The following is a 23627-nucleotide window of genomic DNA, read 5'->3' on the forward strand; positions in this document are numbered from 1 at the left end:
GGCCGAGGCCCGCGACCGGATGTGCTTACCCGTCGCCGCCCTACGATCACCAGCGCTGAGACACCGCCCTCCCTGAAACGGCAGCCACCCACCAGCCGCGTCCCCGACCTCACAGGGTCGTACAGCTAGCCCGTAAGGGCGCCTCCGGTGGCCTCCGACCCCGGGTCGCCGACGGCGGGATGGCTCTCCAGCAGCCGCTCCAGCCTGCGCCGTGCGGTGAACCCCTCGCGGGGCAGGTGAACAGTGACACGCAGATCGTGGCGGCTCGACGGGTGCAGGACCAGGTGATCGAAGGTCATCTCGCCCATGACGGGGTGCAGTACGGACTTGGTTCCGTTGGACTCCTTGCGTACGTCGTGCTGGTCCCAGAGACGTGCGAAGTCCGGGCTCTCCTGGCGGAGCCGGCACGCGATCACGGCGAACCGCTGATCGTCGGAGTAGGCCGCGGCGGCTCCCCGGAAGTCGGCGACCACCTGCGGGGCCAGGGTGTCCCAGTTGGCGAAAAAGGAGCGGTACTTCTCGTCAGTGAAAAAGGAGACCAAGCAGTTCTGGCCGTGGCCACGGAGCCCGAACACCGCCTGTGCCGACCGGTTGATGATGATGAAGTTCCACCACCGGTCCAGTACGTAGGCCGGGTAGGGCGACCACACGTCCACCAACCGCCGCAGCTCGGGCATGGGAGCTGCGTCCTCGACAACCTTGTCCTCTGGCGGCTGCAGACCCACCAACTGGTACAGGTACGCCCGCTCGGCACGGTTGAGAGTGAGCACCCGGCTGATCGACTCCACGACGGAGTCCGAGACGTTGATGACGCGTCCCTGCTCCAGCCATGTGTACCAGGAGACCCCGATGCCGGCGAGCGTCGCGACCTCCTCGCGGCGCAGGCCGGGTGTCCGACGCAGCCCCCGGCCGGGAAGCCCGACGTCCTCCGGCCTGACCCGGGCACGACGCGAGCGCAGAAAGGCGCGGAGTTCCTCTCTACGTGGTCGGGACTGGTCCGCTCCGTCGGCTGCTGAGGTGTGAGTGGTGGTCATGACACCACCATAAGCAGGCTCTACTCACGTCCGGGCAATGTCGCAGAAGATGCTCGACGTGACGAATGCCGGGCCCACCCCGATGGGCCCTGTCTCTTCCTGCGCGCTCACCGGCAGGCATGGGCGGAAACGGAGGTTCCGGCGCTCGTCGGCACCTTTACTGACGCGTCACCACGGCCGAATGCGATGGCGATCCGGCCACCTCTTCCGATTACTTAACTGACTGGGTATGTCATGACGCAGAACAATCCGACCCCCTCTCGATTCGACGGCCGGGTCGTCCTGATCACCGGTGGTGCCACCGGCATGGGATTCTCCGCCGCCGAACTCTTTCTCGCCGAAGGCGCGAAGGTCGTCATCACCGGGCGCGGCGAGGACCGCCTGAAGGCAGCGGCCGAGCGCCTGGATGGTGGCGACCAACTGTTCGCGGCACCCGCTGACGTCTCCCGGCCGGCCGACCTGGACCGTCTGCTGGGCGCGGTGAGTGAGCGCTTCGGGCAGCTCGACGTGGTCTTCGCGAACGCCGGTGTCGGCGTTTTCAAGCGTGTTCAGGACTTCACCGCGGAGGACGTCGACCTCGTGGTCGACGCGAATTTCAAGGGCGTCTTCTACACCGTGCAGCGCGCGCTGCCGCTGCTGCGAGACGGCGCCTCGATCGTCATCAACGCCTCCTGGACCCACCATCGAGGCCTGGCCATCGGCTCCCTGTACGCCGCGACCAAGGCAGCCGCAGCCAACCTCGCCAAGACCCTGGCGAGCGACCTGGCCGACCGGCGCATCCGGGTCAACTCGATCAGCCCCGGCTACATCGACACGGACATGTTCCAGGAGTCGGTCCCCACCCCCGAGGAGCGGGAGGCCAGCGCCCGGCAGTCGGTGCAACAGCGGGTCGGTACACCGGAAGAGGTGGCCCGAACGGTCGCGTTCCTGGCCTCCGACGCCGCCGCGTTCGTCAACGGCGTCGACCTCCTGGTCGACGGGGGCGTCGTGAACGCGATCCCCGCCTGATCAGTCGTCGGCCACCGCGTGAAGAGGAGACCGGAAATGCGCACCATCGAAACGTACGTCAACATAGCGGCGCCCCTGGACGTGGTCTGGGACGTCATCGTGGACTTCGACCGGTACGGGGAGTGGAACCCGTTCATCCTGGAAGCCCGCGGAAAGGCCGAAGTCGGCCAGGAACTGTGGCTGCGCATGCAGCGCCCCAAGAAGTCACAGCAGGAGACCCACTCCCCCACGGTTACGGTCGTGGAGCGAAATCGCCACCTCCAGTGGTCGGGGATCATTCGTCACGCGACGGTGTTCCGCGCCCGCCACGAATTCCTTCTGGAGGAAATCGAAACAGGCGTGCGGCTGCGCCAGCGGGAGGACTTCGGCGGCCTGACCATGCCTTTCGCCGGCGGGATGGTCTGGCGCATCGAAGAGGGGTTCCTGCTCATGAACGCCGCCTTGAAAGTACGAGCCGAATCCCAGCGCTGACGCGCTTGTGATGAAGGAGCACGCGAAGTGAATGCCCTCTTGGCGGGTGGCAAGCGCCGATCGAGCCCCCAGCTCACGCTGGGCGCGGTGCTGTTGACACTGTTGATCCTGCCGACCTCCGTGACGGGGTCGGGGGTCGCGCTACCGCACATCGACCATGACACGCACGCCTCCTTGGACGCGTTGCAATGGGTGGTGCACGGTTACAACCTGACCTTCGCGAGCTTCATGCTGGCCTGCGGTTCGCTGGCCGATCTCGTGGGGCGTCGGCGCATGTTCGCGGTGGGCGCCGCGCTGTTCACCGGGGCCTCGCTGGTCAGCGCGGTGGCGAGCAACATCATCCTGCTCGACGTCGTGCGCGGGCTGGCGGGCGTGGGCGCGGCCGCGTTGCTGACCAGTGGCAGCTCCATCCTGGCCACCACGTTCGACGGTGCCGCCCGGACCAGGGCGTTCGCCGCCGTAGGCATCGCCACCGGCGCCGGTCTCGCCCTGGGAGCCATGATCGCGGGTGTGCTGTCCGACACTCTGGGGTGGCGCGCGTTCTACGGTTCGCACGCGTTGTTGATGGCTCTGGTCCTGTTGGTCGTGCCGTTCATGCCGGAGTCGCGGAACGAGTCGGCGGCCAGGGTGGACTGGACGGGGACGGTGACCTTCGTCGGCAGCCTGTTCCTCCTCATGCTCGGCATGGTCGAGGGGCCTCAGTGGGGCTGGGGCAGTGCCGGTGTCCTCGCGCTGTTGATCGGGTCGGTGGTCCTGATGGTGGTCTTCGTGCTGGTGGAGCGGCGCCAGGAGCACCCGATGTTCGACCTGTCGCTGTTGCGCAACGGTCGGTTCATGGCACTGTGCCTGATCCCCGTGGTGGTCACGTTCGCCTTCGTGATCCTGCTGCCGCTGTTGCCGAACTACCTGGTGGTGGTCAACGAGTCGAGCAGCAAGTCAGCTGGCGCCATGATGCTGCTCATGACAGTGCCAATCCTGGTCGGGCCGATCCTGGCCGGGAAGCTCATCAAGTGGGGTTGGTCAGCGCGCTCGGTGTTCACCGCCAGCCTGGCGTGTCTGACGTTCGGGGTGGCGTGGCTCGCCCTGGTCCTGGAGCCGGGGGTAGGCGCCGGCGCTCTGGCGGGCCCCCTGATCACACTCGGTATCGGGCTCGGGCTCAACTTCGGGCTGGTCGACGGTGCCGTCCTCACTGTCGTCCCGTCCCAGGCGACGGGCGCCGCCGCGGGTTTCCTCAACACCCTCCGGTTGGGCAGCGAGGCCGTCGTCATCGCCGCTGCCGGCTCGGCGCTCGTCAACCTGTTGCAGAATTCGCTCCGGGACGGACTGGACCGCTTCCCCACCTATCGGGGCGAACCGGAGGATCTGGCCAACGACGCGAACGCGGGCGACCTCGACGACGCGCTGTCCGAGCTGCCGGCCGACGCGCGGTCCGGGCTCTTCGACTTCGTCGCCGACGGGTTCACCGACGCCTGGCACGCGGTGCTGTGGGTCAGCGCCGTGATCTGCGCGCTGCTGTCCGTGGCGATCTACGCCATGCTCGGCGAGCCGAAGGAGCGACCCGCCGCCAGCGCGGGGGCAGCGACGCCGACCAAGGGCGCGGCCACAGCGGAAAGCGTGCCGTAGCCCGACACTGGTCGCGCACACACGGCGGGGCGGGTGCCCTTGACTGGGCGCCCGCCCCGTTTGGCATGCCGTCCGGGCGGCCAAGCGGCTCGCGTTCCTCGCGAGACGGCGGTCGAACTCACCTGAGGCGTGCGTGGACGCCCCGACCTCCGCCTATGGGAGCCAGGGATGCGTCGTCCGGCCGTAGCGAAGTCAGCAAGGCTCCACCTTTTCGATCAAGACGGTCTTTCTCATAACAGGTGATGGGTTCCGTCTTGAGCAGCGTGGTAGCGCGCCACGCATTTCTGACTGGCACCGCGCTCTCTCCCCTCCGACAGTAGCGTTTTGAGACATATTCGCGCCTCATCAAACCACCGCACAGCACCGATTCGCGCGGGTGGGAAAATACGGTATTCGCCGTTCCGGAAGTGCCGTGAGGCTGTCTGACTGTCGCTAACGGTAATTCGCCATTCTGCAGTTCGTGGCGCGACTGACGCGTGCGTTCTCCACCGAGAGGCCTTCCTGAGCTGGGCGTCCGCTCTCGTCTGTCGACGGGGGCAGCACGTCGAAGCTTGGTGGTCGCGCCCCTGAGACGCGTGGAGAGTGCCGCTCCCTCCACGCCCGGTACCGGTCCTCGCGGGCGGCTGCGCCGAAGGATGCGGACGGCGTGGGGTGCGTGTCGTAGGCCCTGCCGTGCGGGGGCATCGAGGCCCCTCAGCCAGTGGGCCGTACGGGATCCGGCTCTGGCGGCACGGAGTCTCTCCCCCGACGACGGCGCCACGCTTCTGCCGGGCCGAGCTGCGTCTTCCTCCCTGCTGGCCGATGCCAGCACCGGACGCGCCCACACGCCGCTCCCCACCCCCGGCCACGGCCGTAGGACATTGCCCGGACCGCGTCGCACGTGACGCGCACCGTGGTGGTCGACGGCCTCTGGGCGGCTGTCTGGCCGGAGCGAAGCGTGATCGCGCGTCGTGTACCCGCCCCAGGCAGGCCGATGTCAGCGACACCCGCCCGCGTAGGGAACTGGCAGGGGCGGTCTTCCGCCGTGGTCGCCGGGGACCGCTTTTATGAAATGTGTCGGAATCTTTCATCATGGCCAGTTCATTGCAGGAGAGGTAACGCACAGGAGAAGACCATTGTCTGAGGGCATCTACACTGCCAAAGTTGACACATAGCGCCGAGATTCCCAATCGGCACTGCTAACGGGGGGATGAGAGTGAGGACCAAATCTTTGCCGACTCTTTGGGGTCGACCGCCGTCCCCTACTCATGCCCCGGACACCGAACCTGTGCCAGGGATTCGTTGTGCACCGGGTCAGTCGGCGTGGCGCCGTAAGAGTCGCTCACCCTCCGGGCGCATCTCGAACGGGCGAGCTACGGAAGAGAAGGCCAACGTTGTCGGGCTCCCTTCCTTCCTGTCGCCGGAGCGGCCCACCACCCACACCGGGCCCTGCCCTTAACTGGTCGTCACACGGAGCGGCCCCGCTTTCCTGACCCGTTCCCCCACACGGCGTCGGCTCGCTCTTGAGCGATAGTTACCTCGGGGTCAGTTCTGCGACTCACTCCTAGGAAGAAGCCGAAGTAGCCATGGAATTTCGGACCCTCGGAAGTCTGGCCCTCATCGTCGAGGGGCGGGACATCACACCATCGGCCCCCAAGCAGCGCCAGGCGCTCGCGTTGTTGCTGCTCCGCGCGGGGCAACGCGTCACCATGCCCACGCTCATCGACGAGTTATGGGACGGGGTGCCACCCCGTACGGCCATGACCGCGCTCCAGACCTACATCGGAGTCATTCGCCGCATCATGGCCGAGGGCACCCGCACCACGGTGAAGCACGTGGCGGCCAGCAGGCTGGTGACGGACGGGAACAGTTATGTGTTGCGGGTCGCGGACGACGAGTGGGACAAGCCCTCCTTTCACCAACTGCTGCGGCGCAGCCGGGCGGCCATCGCGCGCGACGACGCCGCAGAGGCCGAGCGGCTGATGAGGCAGGGGCTGGCACGCTGGCAAGGGCCACCGCTCGGCAACGTCAAGATCGGCCGAGTCCTCTCCCCGCATGCCGAGCGCCTCTGCGAACTCCACCTCGGCGCACGTGAGTTGCTGGTCGAGTCCCTGTTGCGGACCGGGCGCGCCCAGGAGGCGGTGGAGGAGGCCACGGAGTTGACCATCGAGCACCCCTACCACGAAAACCTGCACGCCCAACTCATGCGCGGGCTGTACAGCTCCGGACGTAGGGCCGCCGCGCTGGAGGTCTACCAGCGACTGCGTACACGGATGGGCGAGGATTTGGGCATCTCACCGTCGCCGAGCGTGAACACGCTGCATCACGTGATGCTCCAGGACGAGCCCGACGAACAGTTCCTGGCCCTGTCCGGGGCCGCTCGGTAGGCACGGACAGGGGGGAGGGCACCTCCATGGTGCCCTCCCCCAGAATGCCCCACCGTCCGATCAGCCCGGAATCCCCGGTAACCGGCTCCCGCCCACCTCAAGGACGTAGGAGCCCAGTTGGGGGTCGTCCCCCACGGCAACGGGGTGGCCCACAGCCCGCAGTAGTGACAGATCCGAGGCGTGGTCACCGTAGGCAGCGGCCCGCTCGGGTGCGATGCCGTACCGAGCCAGCAGCTCCTGGGCCGCGCGCCCCTTCTGGGCACCGATCATGGGGCGGATCAACCGACCGGTGTAGTGGCCGGTTCGGTGCTCCGGTTCACTGCACACCACCAGGTCGGCGCCGAGCACGTCGCGCACCGGTGCCAGGCACGGCGGGAAGGATCCGGAGACCAGCACGGTGATCGCGCCAGCTTCGCGGTGGCGGCGCAGTGCCTCCACCGCAGGTTCGTGCAGCGCGCCACCGTCGGTCAGTTCGGCCGCGAACCACGCGCGGGCGTGCGCCGCCACCTCAGCCACGGAACGCCCGGAGTAGTGGCGGTAGTAGTCGCGGTTGGTCTCATCCCGGGGCACGCCGGCGGCGGCCCGGTTCCGCAGCTCCGCCGCGGCCCGTTCGTACACCTCGGGAGGCAGGCCGCGGGCTCGGAAGTGGTAGGCGAGGAAGCGGAACATGCTCTTGAAGGTGAGGAGGGTCTCGTCCACGTCGAAGAAGGCCATGCCGATGGGCTCGTCGGTCTCGCGCACAGCGCTACCTCGCTCCTGTCGCGCACTCATCGCGCGGTGGGGCAGCCAGGGTTGTCGGCAGGTACGGAGACGGGCGCCCCCTTGGGAAGTACGTCGGTGATGTAGAGCACCACGGGCTCGGTGCCCCGGTTGACTCCGTAGTGCACCTCCTTGGGGCCGGTGGGTTCGACGAGGGCGTCGCCGGGCCCAAGGACACGGACGCGGCAGTCGTCGCCGTTGACGCGCGTCAGCGTCCCGGAGGCGATGACGGCGATCTCGGACCCCGGGTGGTAGTGCCAGCCAGTGGCGGTACCCGGGGGGATGGTGGCCTTGCGGTACAGCAGGTGCCGGGGGCCCTCGGCCTTGATCCTGAACGGAAGGGTGGTGTCGCCCTCGGAGAGGGTCTCACTGGTGATCGGGCCGCCAGCCTGGGGCCGGGGCGCCGCGCCCTGGTCGGTGCCAGTGGCGCTCGCGGCGCCGACGGCGGTCAGGCACAGGGCCGTCGCCGCCGCGGCGTAACCGAACCGGCGCAGCCGGGAGACAGGAAGAAGGAAGGGGGTCATCGCGTACTCCTTGGTTGTGGGTGTCAGACGGATGTGCCGTACGGACGCAGGAACCGGCCTCCGACGCGGGCTCAGGTCGCGCCGGCGCGCGCTTCCTCGGTCAGCAGGACTCGCACACCACGGCCGGCGCTCTTGCGTCCGAGAAAGCCACGGTCCACGAGCCGGCGTAGTAGGTCGGTGGGGGCCGGAACCGGCCGACCCCGGCCCTGGTCCTGGTCCTGGTGCAGCCTGCGCTGTACCTCCAGTGCCACGTCGGCCCCGACCATGTCGAGGAGGCGGGTGGGTCCCAGGGGTTGGCCGGCGACGGACTTCATGACGGTGTCCAGCAGCGCGGGCTGGACGCGAGGGTCCTCCAGTGCCGTGAGGGCGTCGTTGAGGTAGGGGAACAGGAGGGCATTGACCACGAAGCCGGTACGGTCCTCGCACTCCACGGCCACCTTGCCCGCGGCGGCCAGCACGGCGCGGGCTGCGGCGAGGGCGGACTCGCCTGTGTGCTCCGTCCGTACCAGTTCGACCAGGTCCATGGTGGCTGCCGGGTTGAAGAAGTGCAGCCCGAGCACGTCCCGGGGCCGGCCGGAGGCGGTGGCGCACGCGGTCACGGAGAGCGCCGACGTGGTGGTGGCCAGCACCGTGCCGGGCCGGCACAGCGCACCGAGTTCGCCGAATATCCGGCGCTTGACCGCCAGGTCCTCCACGACCGCCTCGACCACCAGGTCGGCCTGCGCTACGACGGCGACCTCCGTGTGCCCGGACCACCGGCCGAGCGCCTCGGTCACCTCTTCCGTGGCTCGGCCGGTGCGCAGCAACCCGAACTCGACCGCCGCGCGCGCCTCGGCCACCTTCTCCTCGGTGCGCGCCACGAGCAGCGTGCGGTGGCCGGCGCGCAGGAACACCTCGGCGATGCCGGTGGCCATGGTCCCGGAGCCCAGCACGGCAACGGTCCGCACCTCGGGCACGGCATCCGTGACGGGCTCCGGCCGCGGGGATACGGCTACGGGTGGCCCGGCGAGCAGTGGGGCCGGAGCGTACCGCTCTCCCAGGCGCTGCTGGAGCCCGCGCAGGATGTCCGTGGCGGTGCGGTGCCCGATGGCCGCCAACACGCCCAGCGGCCCCTCCCGCCAGCCGCAGCCCAGTCGGACGGCGGTCTCCAGCACCTCCGGTTCCACGTAGCCGTCGTAACACATCCACGCCGCTTGGTTGAGGAACCCGAGGAGCAGACCGGGAGCGAGCGAGCCGGGCCGGTCGGGCACCTCGTGGGTGGTGACGCCGCCCGCCGCCAGTGTGCTCACGACCCGTCGCAAGGCCTCATCGGGGGCGCCCGGGGCCCGGGCCAGTTCCGCCGCGTCGAGCCGGTCGGCGCGGGCGAATCGCAGGGCCAGCAACGGGCCGGGGGCGGCGTCCGCCAGCGCGGCGACGGGCGTGCTGAGAGCCGTGGTGACGATGGGCACGTCGGCGCGCCGGTGGCCCGCGATGGCTGTCAGGACCGCGCGCTTGGCCGCCTCCGGTTCTGGTACGGCCTCCAGGACCAGGTCCGCCGCGGCCACCGCGGCCACGCGCGAAGTCACCTCGACCGGACCGGAGCCCACCGCACGTAGGGCGCGGGCGACGGCCTCGCCGTCCGGCTCGACGCCGATGACACGGATGCCGGCGCCGGACAGCCGGCGGGCCAACTCGGTGCCGGCGGTGCCGAGTCCGACCACGGCGGCGGTGTGGACCGTACTCACAGTCATGCGACTCCCGTCTTGGAACCAGATGGGCGGGGCAACCGGGGCCGCCCCCACCCAGGGTCAGTAGCGGCCACCGACCGCGGCGGGCAGCGCGTCCAGCTCCGCCAGGTCACCGGCGGTCAGCCGGAGTGCCTCGGCCGTGGCGTTCTCGGTCAGGTAACGCGGATTCTTGGTGCCCGGGACGGGGATCACGTGCTCCCCCTGGGCTAGCGTCCACGCGATGGCCACCTGGGCGGGGGTGACCGCGTGCCGGGCGGCGACCCTGCGGACGGCTGCCACGATGCGCAGGTTGGCGGCGAACGCGGCGTCGGCGAATCGTGGGTTGGTCGAGCGAAAGTCCCCCTCCTCGAAGTCCGGTCGGTCGAAGGCCCCGGTGAGGAAGCCGCGGCCGAGCGGGGCGAAGGGTACGAACGCGGCGCCGTGGTCCGCGCACCACCGCACCACGTCCGAGCCCTCGGCGAGCGGGTTCCGGGTCCACAGCGACAGCTCGGACTGGACGGCCGAGACAGGGTGGACCCGGTGGGCGCGCTCGATCTCCTCGATGGTCACCTCCGACAGCCCGAGCCGGCGCACCGTGCCCCGCGCCACCAGTTCGGACAGCGCGCCCCAGGTCTCCTCCAGGGGTACCGCCGGGTCCACCCGGTGCAGGTAGTACAGATCGATGACGTCCGTACCGAGACGGCGCAGGCTCGCTTCGGCGGCACGCCGGACGTGCGCCGGTGAGCCGTCGCGGTGCATCGCACGCGCGCCCAGGTCGTCCACGACCAGGCCCACCTTGGTCGCGACGACGGCCTCCCGCCGGCGCCGTGCGAGCACCCGACCCACCAGCGCCTCGTTGTGGCCGTCACCGTAGACGTCCGCCGTGTCCAGGTGTGTGACACCGAGGTCAAGCGCCTGTTCCAGCACCCTGACCGACAGGGCGTCGTCCCGCTGGGACTCGGCGTAGCCCCAACTCATTCCCATGCAACCGAGGCCGACCGCCCCGACCTCGGGCCCGCTGTCACCCAGTTGACGCGTCCGCATGCGCTCTCCTGTTCCTGTGGTCCGTTGGCTGTGCTGGTCTGTGTTGGCCGCGCTGGCCGTCGCGGCCCGTACCCGGGCGGCGCTCGTGAGCCCGACGGTGTGGGGGGCCGCGGTGCGAGCAGGGTCAGCACCCACCCGAACCCGGATCAGGCAGCGGTGAGCACCAGCGCCGCGTTGTGCCCGCCGAAGCCGAGCGAGGTGCTGACCGCGACATCCAGGGCCACCGTGCGCGGTGCGTCCGTGACCACGTCCACCGCGATGGCCGCGTCGAGCACACGCACGTTGGCGGTGGGTGGCACGGTCCCGTGACGAAGTGTCAGTGCGGTGTAGGCGGCCTCGATCGCCCCCGCGGCGGCCAGGGTGTGTCCGGTGACTCCTTTGGTCGAGGTGACGGCGGCGCCGTCGCCCAGCACCCGGCGCAGGGCACGGGCCTCTGTCAGGTCGTTCATCGGCGTCGAGGTGCCGTGCGCGTTGACGTGACCCACCTCGGCGGGGGCCACGCCGGCGTCGGCGAGCGCGGCGCGCAGCGCCCGTTCCAACCCGGCGCCCTGCGGGTGGGGCGCCGTGGCGTGGTGGGCGTCCGAGGAGGCGCCGAAGCCGGCCACGTCGGCGTAGCGGCGCGCCCCTCGGGCTCTGGCGTCCCGCTGCCGTTCCAGGACCAGGACGGCCGCGCCCTCGCCGGCGACGAAGCCGTCGCGGTCGGCGGCGAACGGTCGGGAGGCCGCGCCCGGGTCGTCCCCACGCGCCGAGAGCGCTCCCATCCGGGCGAGTCCCGTCATGGTCGCCGGGGACAGGGCCGCCTCCGTACCGCCGGCCAGTACGACATCACACACGCCGCCCACGAGCCAGTCCCGGGCCGTGCCGATAGCGGAGGCCCCTGAGGCGCAGGCGGTAGCGGTCACCAGGCTCGGGCCGAGGGCCTTCTGGTCCATCGCGACGTACCCGGCCACCATGTTGACCATGCCCATGGGGATCATCAACGGTGACAGGTCCTCGGCGGCGCCGCCGTAGAACATGCGGTGTTGGGCCTCGAAGGTTGTTGTGCCGCCCAGCGAGTTGCCGAGGACGACTCCGACCCGGGTGGCGTTCCAGGTGTCGGGCCCGAGGCCCGCGTCAGCGACCGCCTGCCGTGCGGCCACGACCGCGAGTTGGACGAAGCGGTCGAGGCGCCACGCCGTGCGCCGGCCGAGCAGGGCGTCGGCGTCGAAGTCGGGCACCCGGCACGAGAAATCGACCTCCGCGCCTTTGAGTTCGGGGTCCTTGGCCGCGGCGGAGACCCCGCGCAGAAGGCGCCGCCAGTTCTCCTCGGGGCCCGACCCAGCGGGTGTGAGCAGCCCCATGCCCGTGATCGATACGACGCGGTCCCCGACGGTGCCGGTCACACCCGCGGTCCCTTCGCCTCGATGACGGCCACGGCCTCGTCCAGCGTGTGCGAGGACTTCAATTCGCCCTCCTGTAACACCACGCCCATCTCCTTACGAAGGAGCAGCCCGAGTTCGATGAGGATGAGAGAGTCGATGTCCAGGTCCTCGAAGGACGCGCCGGAGAGAAGTTCCTCCGCCGGTAGACCGAACTTCTCGTCCATGAGGGACACCACTCGGTCCCTGATCTTCTGGGTGTCGACAGCCGCGGTCATGCCTGTTCCTTTCGGAGAGTGGGTGCGTGCGGTGCGGGAAGGGGCAGGTCCGGCCAGATCAGCGCCGTGGAGCCCCAGGTGAGGCCGCCGCCGAAGCCGGTGAGGAGTACTCGCTGCCCGGCGCGCAGGTCGCCGGCGGTGACCGCGTCGGCGAGTGCCAGCGGGATGGAGCCAGCGACCGTGTTGCCGACCCGGTCGAGGTGGATGACCACCTGTTCGTCGGCGAGCCCCAGCTGTTCGCCGACGGCTCGCAGGATGCGTACGTTGGCCTGGTGGGCCACCACCCGGTCGACGCCCGGTTCCGACCAGCCCACCCGGTCGATGAGCGTCTGCGCGGACTTGCTCATGCTGAGCACTGCCTGGGTGAAGACGGCCCGGCCCGCCATGGTGAAGAAGTGGTCCCCCGCGTGGACCTGTTCGGCGGTGGACCGCTGCCGCGAGCCGCCGGCCCGTACCGTGATGAGGTCTTCCCCGGTGCCGTCGCTGCCCAGGTCGAAGCCGAGTAGGGCTCCTGGCTCGTGGGCTTGGCCCGACCTGAGGACCACGGCGCCCGCGCCGTCGCCGAAGATGGCGCGAGTGGTGCGGTCCTCCGGGTCGAGGATGGTGGAGAAGGCGTCGGCGCCGATGACCAGGGCACGTCGGGCCGTGCCCGCCGACAGCATGCCGGCCGCGGTCGCCAGCGCGTAGACGAAGCCTGTGCACACGGCCTGTACGTCGAATGCCGCGACGGCACCCAGCCCCAGTCGTGCGGCCACCGTCGGCGCGGTGCCCGGGCAGGGGCGGTCGGGGGTGCTGGTGGCCAGCACGACGAGGTCGACCTCGTGGTCGGCGGCCGTGCCGCCGTCACTCGCCGACGCCAACGCCCGTCGCCCAGCCTCGACCGCCAGGTCGGAGGTGGCCTGGCCCCGCTCGATGACGTGCCGCCGCGCGATGCCGGTGCGGGTGCGTATCCACTCGTCGGTGGTGTCGAGTCGCTCGGCCAGGTCGTGGTTGGTGACGACGGTCGGTGGAACCCAGGCGCCCAGCCCACAGACCACGGCGGCCCGGCTCATGACGCCGCCTTCTCCGGCGCGGTCGGCCGCGCCTTCTTCGGTGCCGACGGCGCCGTGGCCTGCTGGGGGGCCAGGGCTCCCGCCGCGGCGCTCGCCCCCATCTCGGTGACGGTCTCGCCGCCCACGCTCGCGCCCGGCAGCGGTCCTGGCAGCACGACGCGGGCCCGCCTGAGGGCAATCCTCAGTTCGGTCGGCTCAGGTGCGATGAGGGAGGCGATGTGGCCGTCCGGGCGGACGAGCACGGCTCTGGGCTGTTTGCCCAGCAGCGGTCGGAAGCCGGGCCAGCCCGAGATGTCGACAGCGGCGAACTCCGCCGGCAGCGTCTCCAGCAGCGCCGCGCGCTGTCTGGCCCACGCGTCGTGCTGGCGCTCGCCCGCCCACATCAGCAGGGTGGGCAGCTCCGGATCGATGGTGGGCCATCGACCGCCGCCCGGCGTCGCGCCGGCCGCCGCCCCTTCGGCGGGGCCGTGCCGGCTGAAGACCGGCAGCCGGTCCCCCACCCGCGCCTGGCGGGTGAGTGATGGAAGGGTGTCCCACAGCGTCTCGGCCGGCCGGTAGGTCACGTCGTGCTGGGCCATCAACGGGGCACCGAACCGTTGGAGCGCGCCGGTACGCCGGGCCACCCGCACCAGGGTGTCACGGACGGCGACGTCCTTTCGACGGTGGAACAGGCCCCAGCTTGTCTGCTTGGCGGTGGTGAGGACCACACGCTCGGCGGCCGTGCGCCGCTCGGAGTCGTAGCTGTCCAGGATGCCCGGCTCCAAGGTGCCTCGGATCACGCCGGCCAATTTCCAGCCGAGGTTCACCGCGTCCTGGATACCGGTGTTCATGCCCTGGGCACCGGCCGCGCTGAAGATGTGGCCGGCGTCCCCGGCGAGGAAGACCCGGCCGTCGCGCAGGGTCTCGGCGACTCGGCGCCGGGCGCGGAAGATGGTCGTCCAGTTCAGCGGCCCGATCAGACCTCGCCGCGGCGCCCGCTCGTCCATCACTCGTTGGAACAACGCGCGGGGCGGTGCGTGGCCCTCGGTCCAGCCGGGGACGCTGACGGCCAGCCGGAACAGCCCGCCGCCGAACGGTGCGAAGCCCAGCGCACCACCCCTGGTGTAGCAGTAGAGCAGTTCGTGGTGGTGCAGGTCACCGTCGATGGGCCCGTCGCCGATGGCGAAGAGCACGTCCTCCCCGCTGCCGAGGAAGGCGATGCCCGCAAGGCGGCGTACCGAGCTGTGAGCCCCGTCCGCGCCGATCACCCAGTCCGACTCGATCTGTTCGGTGCGGCCCCCGGCCCACGTCACCTCGACCACGGGTCGCCCGCCGGAGTTGTCGAGCCCAGTGACCTCACCGTGCTCGACCTTGCCGCCGAGCGCCACCAGCCGGTCGCGCACCACGTCCTCGGTGCGGTCTTGCGGGATGACGAGGCCGAAGGGGTAGGGCGTGTCCTTCAGGCGGCTCATCTCGATCGAGCCAAGGGGTCGCTTCTGCGAGTAGTAGGACACCGCGTCCAACCGGTTGCCGGCCTCGGCCAGCGGTTCCGCCGCGCCGACACGGCTCAGCAACTCCAGGCTGCGCGGCCACACCACGATGGCGCGGGAGTGCAGTGCCGATCCGGGCGGGGTGCCGTCGATGATCCGCACCGGGACACCCTGACTGAGGAGTTCGCAGCCGAGGACCAGCCCGACGGGGCCGCCTCCGACAATGAGGACCGGCCGCTTGTCGCCCGGCGTTTCGCGTAGGGGAATCGTCATCATCGTGCCTTTCGTTCGGGTGCCGGGACTGCGAGGCAGGTCCGGCACCACGTGAGGAGGTTGGTTCAGGGGCGTTGGACGACCACGCCGCTCCAGGTGAAGCCGGCGCCCGCGCTGAGCACGACGGCGTGCTCGCCAGCGCGCAGGGACCACCGTCCGGAGCCGCGGAGCGCCGCGAGGTTCGACAGCAGATCACCCGCTCCCAGGTGACCGGTGTCGCAGCCGAGGTCGACGGCCGGGGCCTCGGTGACGGCCGCCACGGCCGGGCCGTAGATCTCGCGAGCCGTGGCGGTGCCCAGCCGGGGCAGCAGTACCGCGCGCACGGACCGGTCCTCGGGCGCGAGACGCGCCTGGGCCAGCGCACCCGCCACCACCCGCGACGTGGTCTCGCGCAGCTGGGCCACGAACGGCTCCCGGCCGGTGCCGGTCAGAAAGGCCTTCTTGGTACGCCGCACGTCGACGGTGGGCCCGGCAGCGTGCGCCGCTTCCTGGAAGCGGTCCAGATCGCGGTGGACGACCTCCAGCTCCGGCGCGGCCTCGGTGACCAGGGCCCGCAGTGCGAGCGCGTGGTCGGTCCGCTCGCCACCACGGGCGAGTACCGCAGCCGTGCCACTGTCGCCGTACCACACGCCGTAGTCACTGCCCCACCGGTCGAAACCGGGGGCACCGAACCGGTCCCCCGTCGTCACCAGGACCGGACCGTGATCGGGTTCGGCCACGAGCCTGGCCAGCGCGACCTCCAGGCCCGCCGCCCCGCCGTTGCACATCTGTTGGATGCCGACCGGGACGGCGCTCGTCGCGCCGGTGTGCCGCGCGACGTAGTGCGCGGGCGACCAGAAGTCGTGCCCCTGGTAGTAGGTCCAGGCATGTAGGACCGTGCGCACCGCCTCGGGCCGGGTACCGGCCCTGGCCAGTGCCGCGCGTCCCGCGCGCACCGCCAGTTCGGGGGCCGACTCGGCGGCGGAGACCGGCAGCCGCTCGTATCCCATGGCTCGCGCCTCGTCGTGGGTGATCAGCCCGTCGGCGAGCGCGTCGGTGGCCTTGACGACGGTGGGTGGCAACCAGTCCGCCGGGGTGAGGAAGATGTCAGCCGGCACGCTCATGCCTCCACTCCCGTTCTGACGGGCGGGCGCTCGGCCAGCACGGACGTCGCCGTGTGCACGCGGCCGGCGGCGACGACCGTGTTGTCCTGCGTGAACTCCACGTGGAAGAGCCGCGCTTGGGGTAAGCGGTCGCCGCTCTCGGCGGTGTACCCGTACGCCTCTGCCTTGCGGATGTGCACGGTGGTCAGGGAGTCCAGTTCGGCGTAGCGCGTGAACGAGAAGTCGAGGCCGACGACGGTCGTCCGGGGCACCGAGGCTCCGAACAGCTCGGAGGCGGCGAGCAGACACAGTTGCCGAGCCGCCTCCATCAGCACCATGCCCGGCAGGTGGTCCTGCTCGTGGTCGAACATGCTGCGGTGGTCCACCGGTGGCCGGATGGGGGCGGACGCCCCATCCGGGCCGACGGTGACGTCGCCGAGCACGACGTTCGCCGGATCGGTGCGCCCCACCAGGAAGGGTGGGACGCGTGATGCGGTGCGGGGGATCTCGGCGAACGGTGTGAGCGGCCCGCCCCGGCCCCGCTCGCGCACCGCGGCGTACACCGGGCCGGGGATGTAGCCGACGTCGATGCTCGCGTGGCCCAGCCGGTGACCGAAGAGCGCCATGTCGATGTCGTAGGTGAGCCGCCGCACGTCGCCAGCCGCACCCCGACGGTTGCCGGTGCGTACCCGCATGGCCAGTTCACCGGGGCGTGGGTACGTGGGCGCGGTCAGCAGTCCCGGCAGCGACATCGACCACGACCGCAGGAGGAACGTGGTGTCCCGGGCGACATCGAAGAAGACGTGGCCGCCGTAGGTCTCCGCCTGGCGGCAGCACTCCAACAACAGGAGCGGGTCCGGGACCCCGAGGCGCGAGGTGCCCTCCGTGTAGTAACCGTGCGCCGACGGCAGCTGAGCGGCGGCGAGGTACTCCGATTCGCTAACGCGTCGGGCATCGGTCAGAAAGACCTCGGAGAGTGCCCAGCGGTGGAGCAGGGACCGGTCGACGGTTTGCGTGAATTCCAGCGTCTTCGCTTCCGGACGACCGCGACCGGGAATCTCTGCTTCCATGAACACCTCCAGGGCCTGGGCTATGGCGTTTCCCGCGTATACATCTCTGATACGTGTAATTGCGGATCTCCTGATGTCCGTGCACACCGTCGTGGACCTCCGGCGACGCATTCGCCAGCCATCGTTGCAGCAACCGTCGGACCACGCCTCGGGCCGTTACGTGACCAGCATTCGGCAGGCCCACCAATTTTGAACTCAAGCCGGGCGAAGGCCGTGCCCAAGTGGTCGGCGCTTGTTGCCCGCTTGAGCCGTGACCTCCAAAAATCTAAACGCCGCTCGATTAACGGGAAGCGGGACAACGGGAGGAATGCAGGGTGGTCACCGCGGACAACAAAGAGGGGACGCGCGTCGCCGCGCTCTTCCCCGGACAGGGCGTGCAACGGTCGGGCTTGGGAAAACGGTGGCGTGACACTCCCGCGTGGGCCGACCTCACCGCCACCATTTCCGAGGCGTCGGGGCACGACGTGGTGGAGTTGCTGCTGGAGACCGACGCGGAGACGCTGGCTCGGACCGACCTCGCCCAGATCGTGGTCTACACGGCCTCGTCGCTGGCTTGGGCGGAGTTCCGGCGCACCCGCCCGGAAACCGAGGTGGTCGCCTTCGCCGGACACAGCCTCGGCGAGTACACGGCACTGGCCGCCTCGGGCGCGCTCAGCACCGCCGACGGCGCCCGGCTGGTCGGTGCGCGCGGCCGTGCCATGGTCGAGGCGTCCCGCCGCGCCCCTGGTGGCATGGCCGCGGTCATGGGACCACCAGCCACGGAAGTGACGACCCTCGTCGAGCGAGTACGGGCCACCGGCGGACACCTGTGGATCGCCAACCTCAACAGCGCCGCACAGACCGTCGTGGCAGGCGATCGCGAGGCGATCGAGACGGCCGGGGAGCTGGCTCGCGAGGCGGGGTGGCGCTACAACGTTCTCCCGGTCTCCGCCGCCTGCCACACACCACGCATGGCACCGGCCAGCCGCGAACTGTCGCACGCGCTACGAGACGTCCGGTTCGCACCCGCGCACGGAACGGTGGTGGCCAACACAGACGCGCGCCCGCACCGTGCGGGGTGGGTGTGGACGGACCTCTGCAAGCGCCAACTGGTTTCCCCGGTCCGCTGGGAGGCCACACTGCACGTCCTCGTAGCGGAGCTTGGCTGCGACCGACTGATGGACCTCGGGCCCGGTCGCACCCTGGCCGGCCTGGCGCGCCGCGTGCTTCCCGACGTGCCGGTGACGCCTGCTTCAGCAATCCCGGAGGCCCGTTGACGGGCTTGCCCGTCAACCGAGCACACGGGCCGTGCCTCGCGTAGCCATGGCTCTCCGGCTGTGCCCGGGATCACCGTCAGGCCCGGCATCTGATCTAGATCGCGCCCATGCGGCGGCAGTGGCTGCAGTGATGCCGGCGTCGGTGTCCTCGTGGGCGAGGCGGCGGTCGGGGTTCACGCCGCGCGGTGTGGCGAACGCGGGCGCGATGCTGGAGGTGTGGCCGCCCCCTCCGGCTCCTTCGCGGGCCAGGGCGACTGCTGACGCTGGGAGATTCCCCCACCGGTCTGGGCCGTGGCCCCTGGCGCCGCTCATTCTGACCGATGCCGACGGCAGGCCCGCATGACCTGCACGAGGGGCTTCTTCATGGCGAGCGATGACGACCCGCACGTGACCGATCTCCTTCTGGAGACCGACTCCCTGGAAGGGTTTCTGGACACCTTGGCCGACCACGCGCTGGCCCGTACACCCGCGGCGGACGGCTGTGGCATCACCCTCAGCCGCGAGGGCCGGTTCCTGACGGTGGCCAGCGCGGGACGCAGCGCGCGCGACTTGGACGAGAAGCAGTACGGCCTGGACGACGGCCCCTGCTTGCAAGCCCTGCGCAACGGTGAGGAGTTCATGATCGCCGACATGCTGGGTGAGCAGCGGTGGGACCCCTACCCCGCTCACGCCGTCGCGCGCGGGACCCGTTCCTCACTCTCGCTGCCGATCGCCGCGCACACCCACACGGCCGGCGCGCTCAACCTCTACTCGCCCAAGCCGGACGGCTTCGCCGAAACGGACCTCACCGGGCTACGACTGATCGCCGCGCAGGCCACCGGTGCGATCGCTCTGGCGCAGCGGATCGCCGACGCCCAGCGGTTCGCGAACGATCTGGAGACAGCGATGCGCTCGCGCAGCATCATCGACCAGGCCATCGGAATCATCATGGGCCAGCAGCGCTGCGACGCGGAAAAGGCGTTCGGCATCCTGCGCGGCGCTTCGCAGAACCGCAACATCAAGCTCCGCGACCTGTGTCGCGACCTGGTCACCAGCGTCGGCGGCCGACCACCTCAGGACGGCGGGCTGCGGCCCCGGCCCTGACCGGCCCACTGTTTCGGCGCGCGTGCAGCTTCGCGAGGTCCTGCCGCAGGTCGGCGTCCGGCCCGGGCGGCAGTGCGGCGAGCGCGGGTGACAAGGCGGTGCGCGGTCGCCCGGGCCTGCGGGCGCGTCCCCTCGGCCCGCTGCGGCGAGAACGCCGGGGCGTTCGGCGCCGCAGCATGCGTCACTGTGGTGATACGGCCGAAGCCGCTCTCACCGCTGCGCTGGCCGAGTTGTCCGCGCGGGCCACGTCGTGGGGAGTGTCTCTCCGCCGGTCAGGGGCGGGTGGTCCTGGCATGTGCGCGAGGCGGCCAGGTCGCGGGCGGCCTCGTGTCAGCCGTGGGACTGAGGGGTGGAGCGGCGGGGCGGGCGGCTGGGGCGTGCGTGTGGTGTCAGTCCTTACCACGGCCCGTCAAGGCGTCCCTGAGGCGGTCCACCATGCCCGCGCCGGGGGCCAGCAGTTTGTTGGCAGGCGGCGTGTCGGGGGCCGAGGGGTGGGGGCGGGTCGGCGCCGTCTTCTTGGCCTGGCGCACCTTGTCACCCAGCTTGGCCAGTTCCTCCGCGGAAGCCGCCGTCCGCAGCCGGGGAAAGAGGTGGCCCTCCTCGTCCCGCACGTGCGCGCGTATCTCCTTCATGAGATCGTCCACGAGCCGGTCGAACCGGGAATCGTCGGCGTCGACGCCTTCGAGTTCCTTCATGATCCGCTCGGCCTTGGCGTGGTCCTCGATCTCCTTGTCGGCGACCGCGTCCCCGTCCGGCAGGAATTCACGCACGGCCGGGTACAGATACGCCTCCTCGGCCACCGAGTGGCGCACCAGCTCGATCACCGCCTGCTCCGCGTACTTCTTGCGCCGCTCGTCTCCCGACGGCAGGGCCTGGATCTTCCCGAAGAACTCCTCGACCTCCTGGTGGTCGGTGGTCAATTCCGCGATGACGTCTCCGCCGTGGCCCACGGGCGTTCCTCTCGTGTGGTGACTGGGTTGCCTCGACCGTGTATCCGCACTTCCGCGTGTGCAAACGGGAACGCAATCGCGGCAGACAGTGGGCGACCTCCTCCAGCAGCCATCTCCCGACGCCTCCCTGGGCCCGGCGGCACGTTCCACGGCCGCCCGGCGCGCGGCCGGCCGTGCCCAGCGAACGGCAAGCACCGGATACGGAGAGGACAGTCCGTGCTCCCCGCCCCACAACCGTAGGCAGGTCAGGGCTTGTTGGGCCGAACACGTTGGCTTGTCACGCGCCCGGACTGGCGCTGAACTCGGGCGGCGACCCGGTCCAGCCCGCCGCCGACTCCCTGGCCATCCTGCTGAGTCCCGCGCGGGCCGCCCTCCTATGGTGGGTCAGCCAGAACGGCAGCCGTCTCGCCAACCGAACAGGGTGCGCTCCGCGAAGGCCCCGGCAGAACGGCAAGGCGGTATGTCGCGCCTTTCCTGGCAAGTACCTGCCGCGCACATCGACCCGGCGCCCGCCCCGCCTTCGCGGGTGGTACCAATGTCAGGCCAAATCTTCTCGGTTACCGAATGCCCGCTCGCTATCCAGCCAGGGCATTCCGAGCGGCAATCCCGGAGTATTTGCTACTGGAGAGAACTATTCGGGCGAATGGCGTGAGAATCCAGTTCCGTACGCGGTAGGGCGGCCCCACACGCGCAAGCCGACCGTGCGCCCCGACCGTGGTCGGGGCGCCCAGTTCACCTGTAGTCACTGAGCAGACCGCTGACGTTCACGACCTCGTGGCACTGCTGTGCCCGTTGTCCCGTCGCCGGCGTGCCCGGCTTCGCGCAGGTCACCTGGGCCCGCACGGTGGCGTTCTCGGTGATCCGGATGGGAGTGACCCAGTGGTAGTCCAGGTTGCGGAAGGTCTCCAGTGCGATCGTCGTGATCTTGCGGTTGCCGAAGTGGATGGTCAACACGCCCTCGTCGCCCTGGTAGTTGGAGACGACGATGTCGGTGACCTCGAACATCTTCCCCTTCTCCACCTTGTACGGAGTGGCACCCACCGCGCCCGCGGCCGCCTCCACGTCGAGCGTGACCGAACTCTGTTCCTTGCCGCCGGTCGTGCCGCCACCCCTGGCCGTGCCGTCGCCACCGTTCTCGCCGCCGGCCCCGGGGCCCTTCTCGCCGCCCGGCTGGGCGTCCGTGCCACCGCCGGGCTGGGCGTCCGTACCGCCCCCGGGGCGCTGTTCCGCGCCTTCGCCGGCCCCCTGTTCGTCCTGGCCGGGCGCGCCCGGCCCGGGCGTCGGCCGCGGACGCACGACGTCGTTGGCCGCGTCCTGGGCCGCGCTGCGCACCGTCGGGCGCACGAGCATGAACCAGGCCAGAAGCAGGGCGAGGAGGGCCGCCAACACGGCGAGCAGCCACTTCGGGAAGATCGGGATCTGGACGAACTCCACATCCAGCGACGGTTGGACGGCCGCCGGCCCCAGCTCCTCCGCTCCCTCCTGTCGGTCGCCGGTCGTCGCGGACTCGGCGACGACCACCGTGAACGGCCAGACCACGGGGGCGCCGAACCACACCGGCTTGCCCGTACGGACCCGCAAGCCCACGTGCGCGGCCTCGCCCGGGTCCAGTTCCTGGGTCGTGGGCCGGAAGTCGAAGCCGAGTTCCTCGCCCGGTTGGTCGGGCGTGAAGCCCACCCGTACCGGGGTGTTGCCCTCGTTGCGCACGGCCAGCTGGTACCGGCCGCGCAACCAGCCACGGCGGCGGCGCGGGGCCACCTCGGCGCGCAGGTGCCGGAACTCCTCGACGCGGACGGTGGTCTCGGGGACCCGTACCGCCTCGGGGTGTTCGGTGGGCAGCACCCGTACCGCCAACGGGTACGCGCCCGCGCGCACCTCGGACGAGCGCGGCGGTGCCAGGTGGATGGTCACCGTCTCGGAGGTGCCCGGGTAGAGCGAGACGCGCGCCGGCTCCGCGGTGGACCAGGAGGCGCAGTCACCCACGATCTCCAAGGTGTACGCCTCGACGATGTCGCTGTCGTTGCGAACGGTCAGTGTGGTGGACGCGGTGCCACCGGGCATCACCGACACTTCGGGGATGTCGAGACCGGCTGCACCTGGACTGGGAGAGGCTGTTGGAGACGTCACGCCTCGACGCTAGGACGCCGCGCCGATCGCCACGAGGGGCCCGGGGGCAAGGCCGCGGACACTCGCGGTGCCTTCGGAAGCTCCCTCCGGCTCCCTTTCCCGTACCACCGCCGACCGATCGCCGCCACGATCACCCCCGGCCGGTGGTCGCGTCGCTCAGCCGTACCACCCGCAATCCCTGCCCGTGCCCGCATGTCTCATGGAACAGGTGCCTGCCCATGCCATCGACCCAGATGATCAGCCCTACCGCCGCGTTCACCACGGTGCGCCAGGAACCCGACCGGTCGACCGCCCAGCCCGCGCGCTGGCCCGCCCACACGGTCAGCTCCGAGCGCGTCAGCGTCGCCGTCTACGCCCCTGACCCGATCCTCTACGTGGGAACGGTCCAGCAGTTACGGCACCGGCCCGAGATCGAGCTGGTCGCCGACGCCCACCTCGACGCCGCGCGCGTGTCCCTGGTGGTCGTGGACGTGGTGGACGACGAGACGTCCGCCCTTCTCAAGAGACTGCGGCACAACTCCACCACCCGTACCGGGGTCGTGGTGGGCACCTTCGAGTCGGGGGACGCGCTGCAACGCACGCTCAACCTCGGGGTCGCGGCGGTGCTGCGGCGCGCCGAGGCCGACCAGGACAAGCTGATACGCCTGGTGTCGGCGATAGCCAACGGCGAGGGCGTGCTCCCCGGTGACCTGCTGGCCAAGCTCCTCACCCACGTGGGTGGCCTGCAAAGCTCGTCGCTCGACCCGCAGGCCGTGTCCCTGTCGACCCTGACGGCCCGCGAGGCGGAGATGCTGCGCCTGGTCTCGGAGGGCCTCGACACCAAGGAGATCGCCCGCAAGACGGCCTACTCGGAGCGGACCGTGAAGAACGTGCTGCACGAGGTCATCACGCGGCTCCAGGTACGCAACCGGGCCCATGCCGTCGGCTACGCGCTGCGCAAGGGCCTGATCTGACCCACCGGCCCGTGCCCCGGTCGGCCACCGCCGTGCGCGCTGCCCTCGGACACACCCGCCTCTTCCCCTGACTTCGGCCCCGCGGCCCTGCCCCGCCTCCCGGGGCGGGCCGCAGGCTGGTGGCCGTATGCGCAGAGCCGG

General features: G+C 70.6%; 20 protein-coding genes. 7 read left to right on the forward strand and 13 right to left on the reverse strand.

Going from position 1 to position 23627, the window contains the following annotated elements; all coding sequences use genetic code 11:
- Positions 1 to 125: 125 nt before the first annotated feature.
- On the reverse strand, positions 126 to 1034 hold the full coding sequence (locus OYE22_RS02850) for a helix-turn-helix transcriptional regulator (RefSeq protein ID WP_277318916.1): 909 nt from the start codon (positions 1032 to 1034) through the stop codon (positions 126 to 128).
- A 234-nt stretch (positions 1035 to 1268) separates the two neighbouring features.
- Here OYE22_RS02850 and OYE22_RS02855 point away from each other — a divergent pair, with 234 nt between their 5' ends.
- The 4 genes from OYE22_RS02855 to OYE22_RS02870 all read left to right on the forward strand — a co-directional run bounded on the left by OYE22_RS02855 (position 1269) and on the right by OYE22_RS02870 (position 6502).
- A complete protein-coding gene (locus tag OYE22_RS02855; protein WP_277318917.1) occupies positions 1269 to 2042 on the forward strand; it encodes an SDR family oxidoreductase in 774 nt (257 codons plus the stop codon).
- 36 nt (positions 2043 to 2078) lie between these two features.
- Positions 2079 to 2513: an SRPBCC domain-containing protein gene (locus OYE22_RS02860; protein WP_277318918.1), complete on the forward strand. Its 435-nt coding sequence runs from the start codon at positions 2079 to 2081 to the stop codon at positions 2511 to 2513.
- Positions 2514 to 2540: 27 nt separating this feature from the next.
- On the forward strand, positions 2541 to 4136 hold the full coding sequence (locus OYE22_RS02865) for an MFS transporter (RefSeq protein WP_277318919.1): 1596 nt from the start codon (positions 2541 to 2543) through the stop codon (positions 4134 to 4136).
- Positions 4137 to 5701: 1565 nt separating this feature from the next.
- The gene (locus tag OYE22_RS02870) at positions 5702 to 6502 is read left to right on the forward strand and encodes an AfsR/SARP family transcriptional regulator (RefSeq protein ID WP_277318920.1); all 801 of its coding nucleotides are present in this window, start codon (positions 5702 to 5704) and stop codon (positions 6500 to 6502) included.
- A 60-nt stretch (positions 6503 to 6562) separates the two neighbouring features.
- On the opposite strand, the gene OYE22_RS02875 is transcribed toward OYE22_RS02870, so the two are convergent.
- From OYE22_RS02875 to OYE22_RS02920, 10 genes are all read right to left on the reverse strand, one after another.
- Positions 6563 to 7243, reverse strand: coding sequence for an HAD-IB family hydrolase (locus OYE22_RS02875; protein ID WP_277318921.1), 681 nt, complete (start codon positions 7241 to 7243; stop codon positions 6563 to 6565).
- A 26-nt stretch (positions 7244 to 7269) separates the two neighbouring features.
- On the reverse strand, positions 7270 to 7785 hold the full coding sequence (locus tag OYE22_RS02880; RefSeq protein WP_277318922.1) for a cupin domain-containing protein: 516 nt from the start codon (positions 7783 to 7785) through the stop codon (positions 7270 to 7272).
- Between the two features lie 71 nt (positions 7786 to 7856).
- The gene (locus OYE22_RS02885) at positions 7857 to 9515 is read right to left on the reverse strand and encodes a 3-hydroxyacyl-CoA dehydrogenase NAD-binding domain-containing protein (RefSeq protein ID WP_277318923.1); all 1659 of its coding nucleotides are present in this window, start codon (positions 9513 to 9515) and stop codon (positions 7857 to 7859) included.
- Positions 9516 to 9572: 57 nt separating this feature from the next.
- Positions 9573 to 10535 (reverse strand): aldo/keto reductase, encoded by a 963-nt coding sequence (locus tag OYE22_RS02890; RefSeq protein WP_277318924.1) that lies wholly within the window; start codon positions 10533 to 10535, stop codon positions 9573 to 9575.
- A 146-nt stretch (positions 10536 to 10681) separates the two neighbouring features.
- Positions 10682 to 11917, reverse strand: coding sequence for a beta-ketoacyl-[acyl-carrier-protein] synthase family protein (locus OYE22_RS02895; RefSeq protein WP_277318925.1), 1236 nt, complete (start codon positions 11915 to 11917; stop codon positions 10682 to 10684).
- Positions 11914 to 12171, reverse strand: a complete 258-nt coding sequence (locus tag OYE22_RS02900; RefSeq protein ID WP_277318926.1) for a phosphopantetheine-binding protein — start codon at positions 12169 to 12171, stop codon at positions 11914 to 11916. The genes OYE22_RS02895 and OYE22_RS02900 overlap by 4 nt, the downstream gene beginning before the upstream one ends.
- Complete coding sequence (locus OYE22_RS02905; protein ID WP_277318927.1) at positions 12168 to 13223, reverse strand: beta-ketoacyl-ACP synthase III; 1056 nt, start codon at positions 13221 to 13223, stop codon at positions 12168 to 12170. Before OYE22_RS02905 ends, OYE22_RS02900 begins: the two co-directional genes overlap by 4 nt.
- Positions 13220 to 14965, reverse strand: a complete 1746-nt coding sequence (locus tag OYE22_RS02910; RefSeq protein WP_277318928.1) for an FAD-dependent monooxygenase — start codon at positions 14963 to 14965, stop codon at positions 13220 to 13222. The genes OYE22_RS02905 and OYE22_RS02910 overlap by 4 nt, the downstream gene beginning before the upstream one ends.
- Before the next feature lie 65 nt (positions 14966 to 15030).
- Entirely contained in the window at positions 15031 to 16068 is a 1038-nt protein-coding gene (locus tag OYE22_RS02915) for a 3-oxoacyl-ACP synthase (protein WP_277318929.1), read from the reverse strand.
- A complete protein-coding gene (locus OYE22_RS02920; RefSeq protein WP_277318930.1) occupies positions 16065 to 17117 on the reverse strand; it encodes an AfsA-related hotdog domain-containing protein in 1053 nt (350 codons plus the stop codon). The genes OYE22_RS02915 and OYE22_RS02920 overlap by 4 nt, the downstream gene beginning before the upstream one ends.
- A gap of 314 nt (positions 17118 to 17431) precedes the next feature.
- Between OYE22_RS02920 and OYE22_RS02925 the strand changes: the two genes are divergently transcribed.
- Together OYE22_RS02925 and OYE22_RS02930 are read left to right on the forward strand one after the other, a co-directional pair.
- The gene (locus tag OYE22_RS02925; protein ID WP_277318931.1) at positions 17432 to 18373 is read left to right on the forward strand and encodes an ACP S-malonyltransferase; all 942 of its coding nucleotides are present in this window, start codon (positions 17432 to 17434) and stop codon (positions 18371 to 18373) included.
- 363 nt (positions 18374 to 18736) lie between these two features.
- Entirely contained in the window at positions 18737 to 19456 is a 720-nt protein-coding gene (locus tag OYE22_RS02930; RefSeq protein WP_277318932.1) for a GAF and ANTAR domain-containing protein, read from the forward strand.
- A 389-nt stretch (positions 19457 to 19845) separates the two neighbouring features.
- Here OYE22_RS02930 and OYE22_RS02935 read toward each other — a convergent pair whose 3' ends face one another.
- The gene (locus OYE22_RS02935) at positions 19846 to 20406 is read right to left on the reverse strand and encodes a hemerythrin domain-containing protein (protein WP_277318933.1); all 561 of its coding nucleotides are present in this window, start codon (positions 20404 to 20406) and stop codon (positions 19846 to 19848) included.
- A gap of 732 nt (positions 20407 to 21138) precedes the next feature.
- A complete protein-coding gene (locus tag OYE22_RS02940; RefSeq protein WP_277318934.1) occupies positions 21139 to 22467 on the reverse strand; it encodes a hydrolytic protein in 1329 nt (442 codons plus the stop codon).
- A gap of 284 nt (positions 22468 to 22751) precedes the next feature.
- Between OYE22_RS02940 and OYE22_RS02945 the strand changes: the two genes are divergently transcribed.
- The gene (locus tag OYE22_RS02945; protein WP_277318935.1) at positions 22752 to 23486 is read left to right on the forward strand and encodes a response regulator transcription factor; all 735 of its coding nucleotides are present in this window, start codon (positions 22752 to 22754) and stop codon (positions 23484 to 23486) included.
- Positions 23487 to 23627: the final 141 nt, after the last annotated feature.

It is taken from the genome of Streptomyces sp. 71268, from assembly GCF_029392895.1.
Classification (GTDB): Bacteria; Actinomycetota; Actinomycetes; order Streptomycetales; family Streptomycetaceae; genus Streptomyces.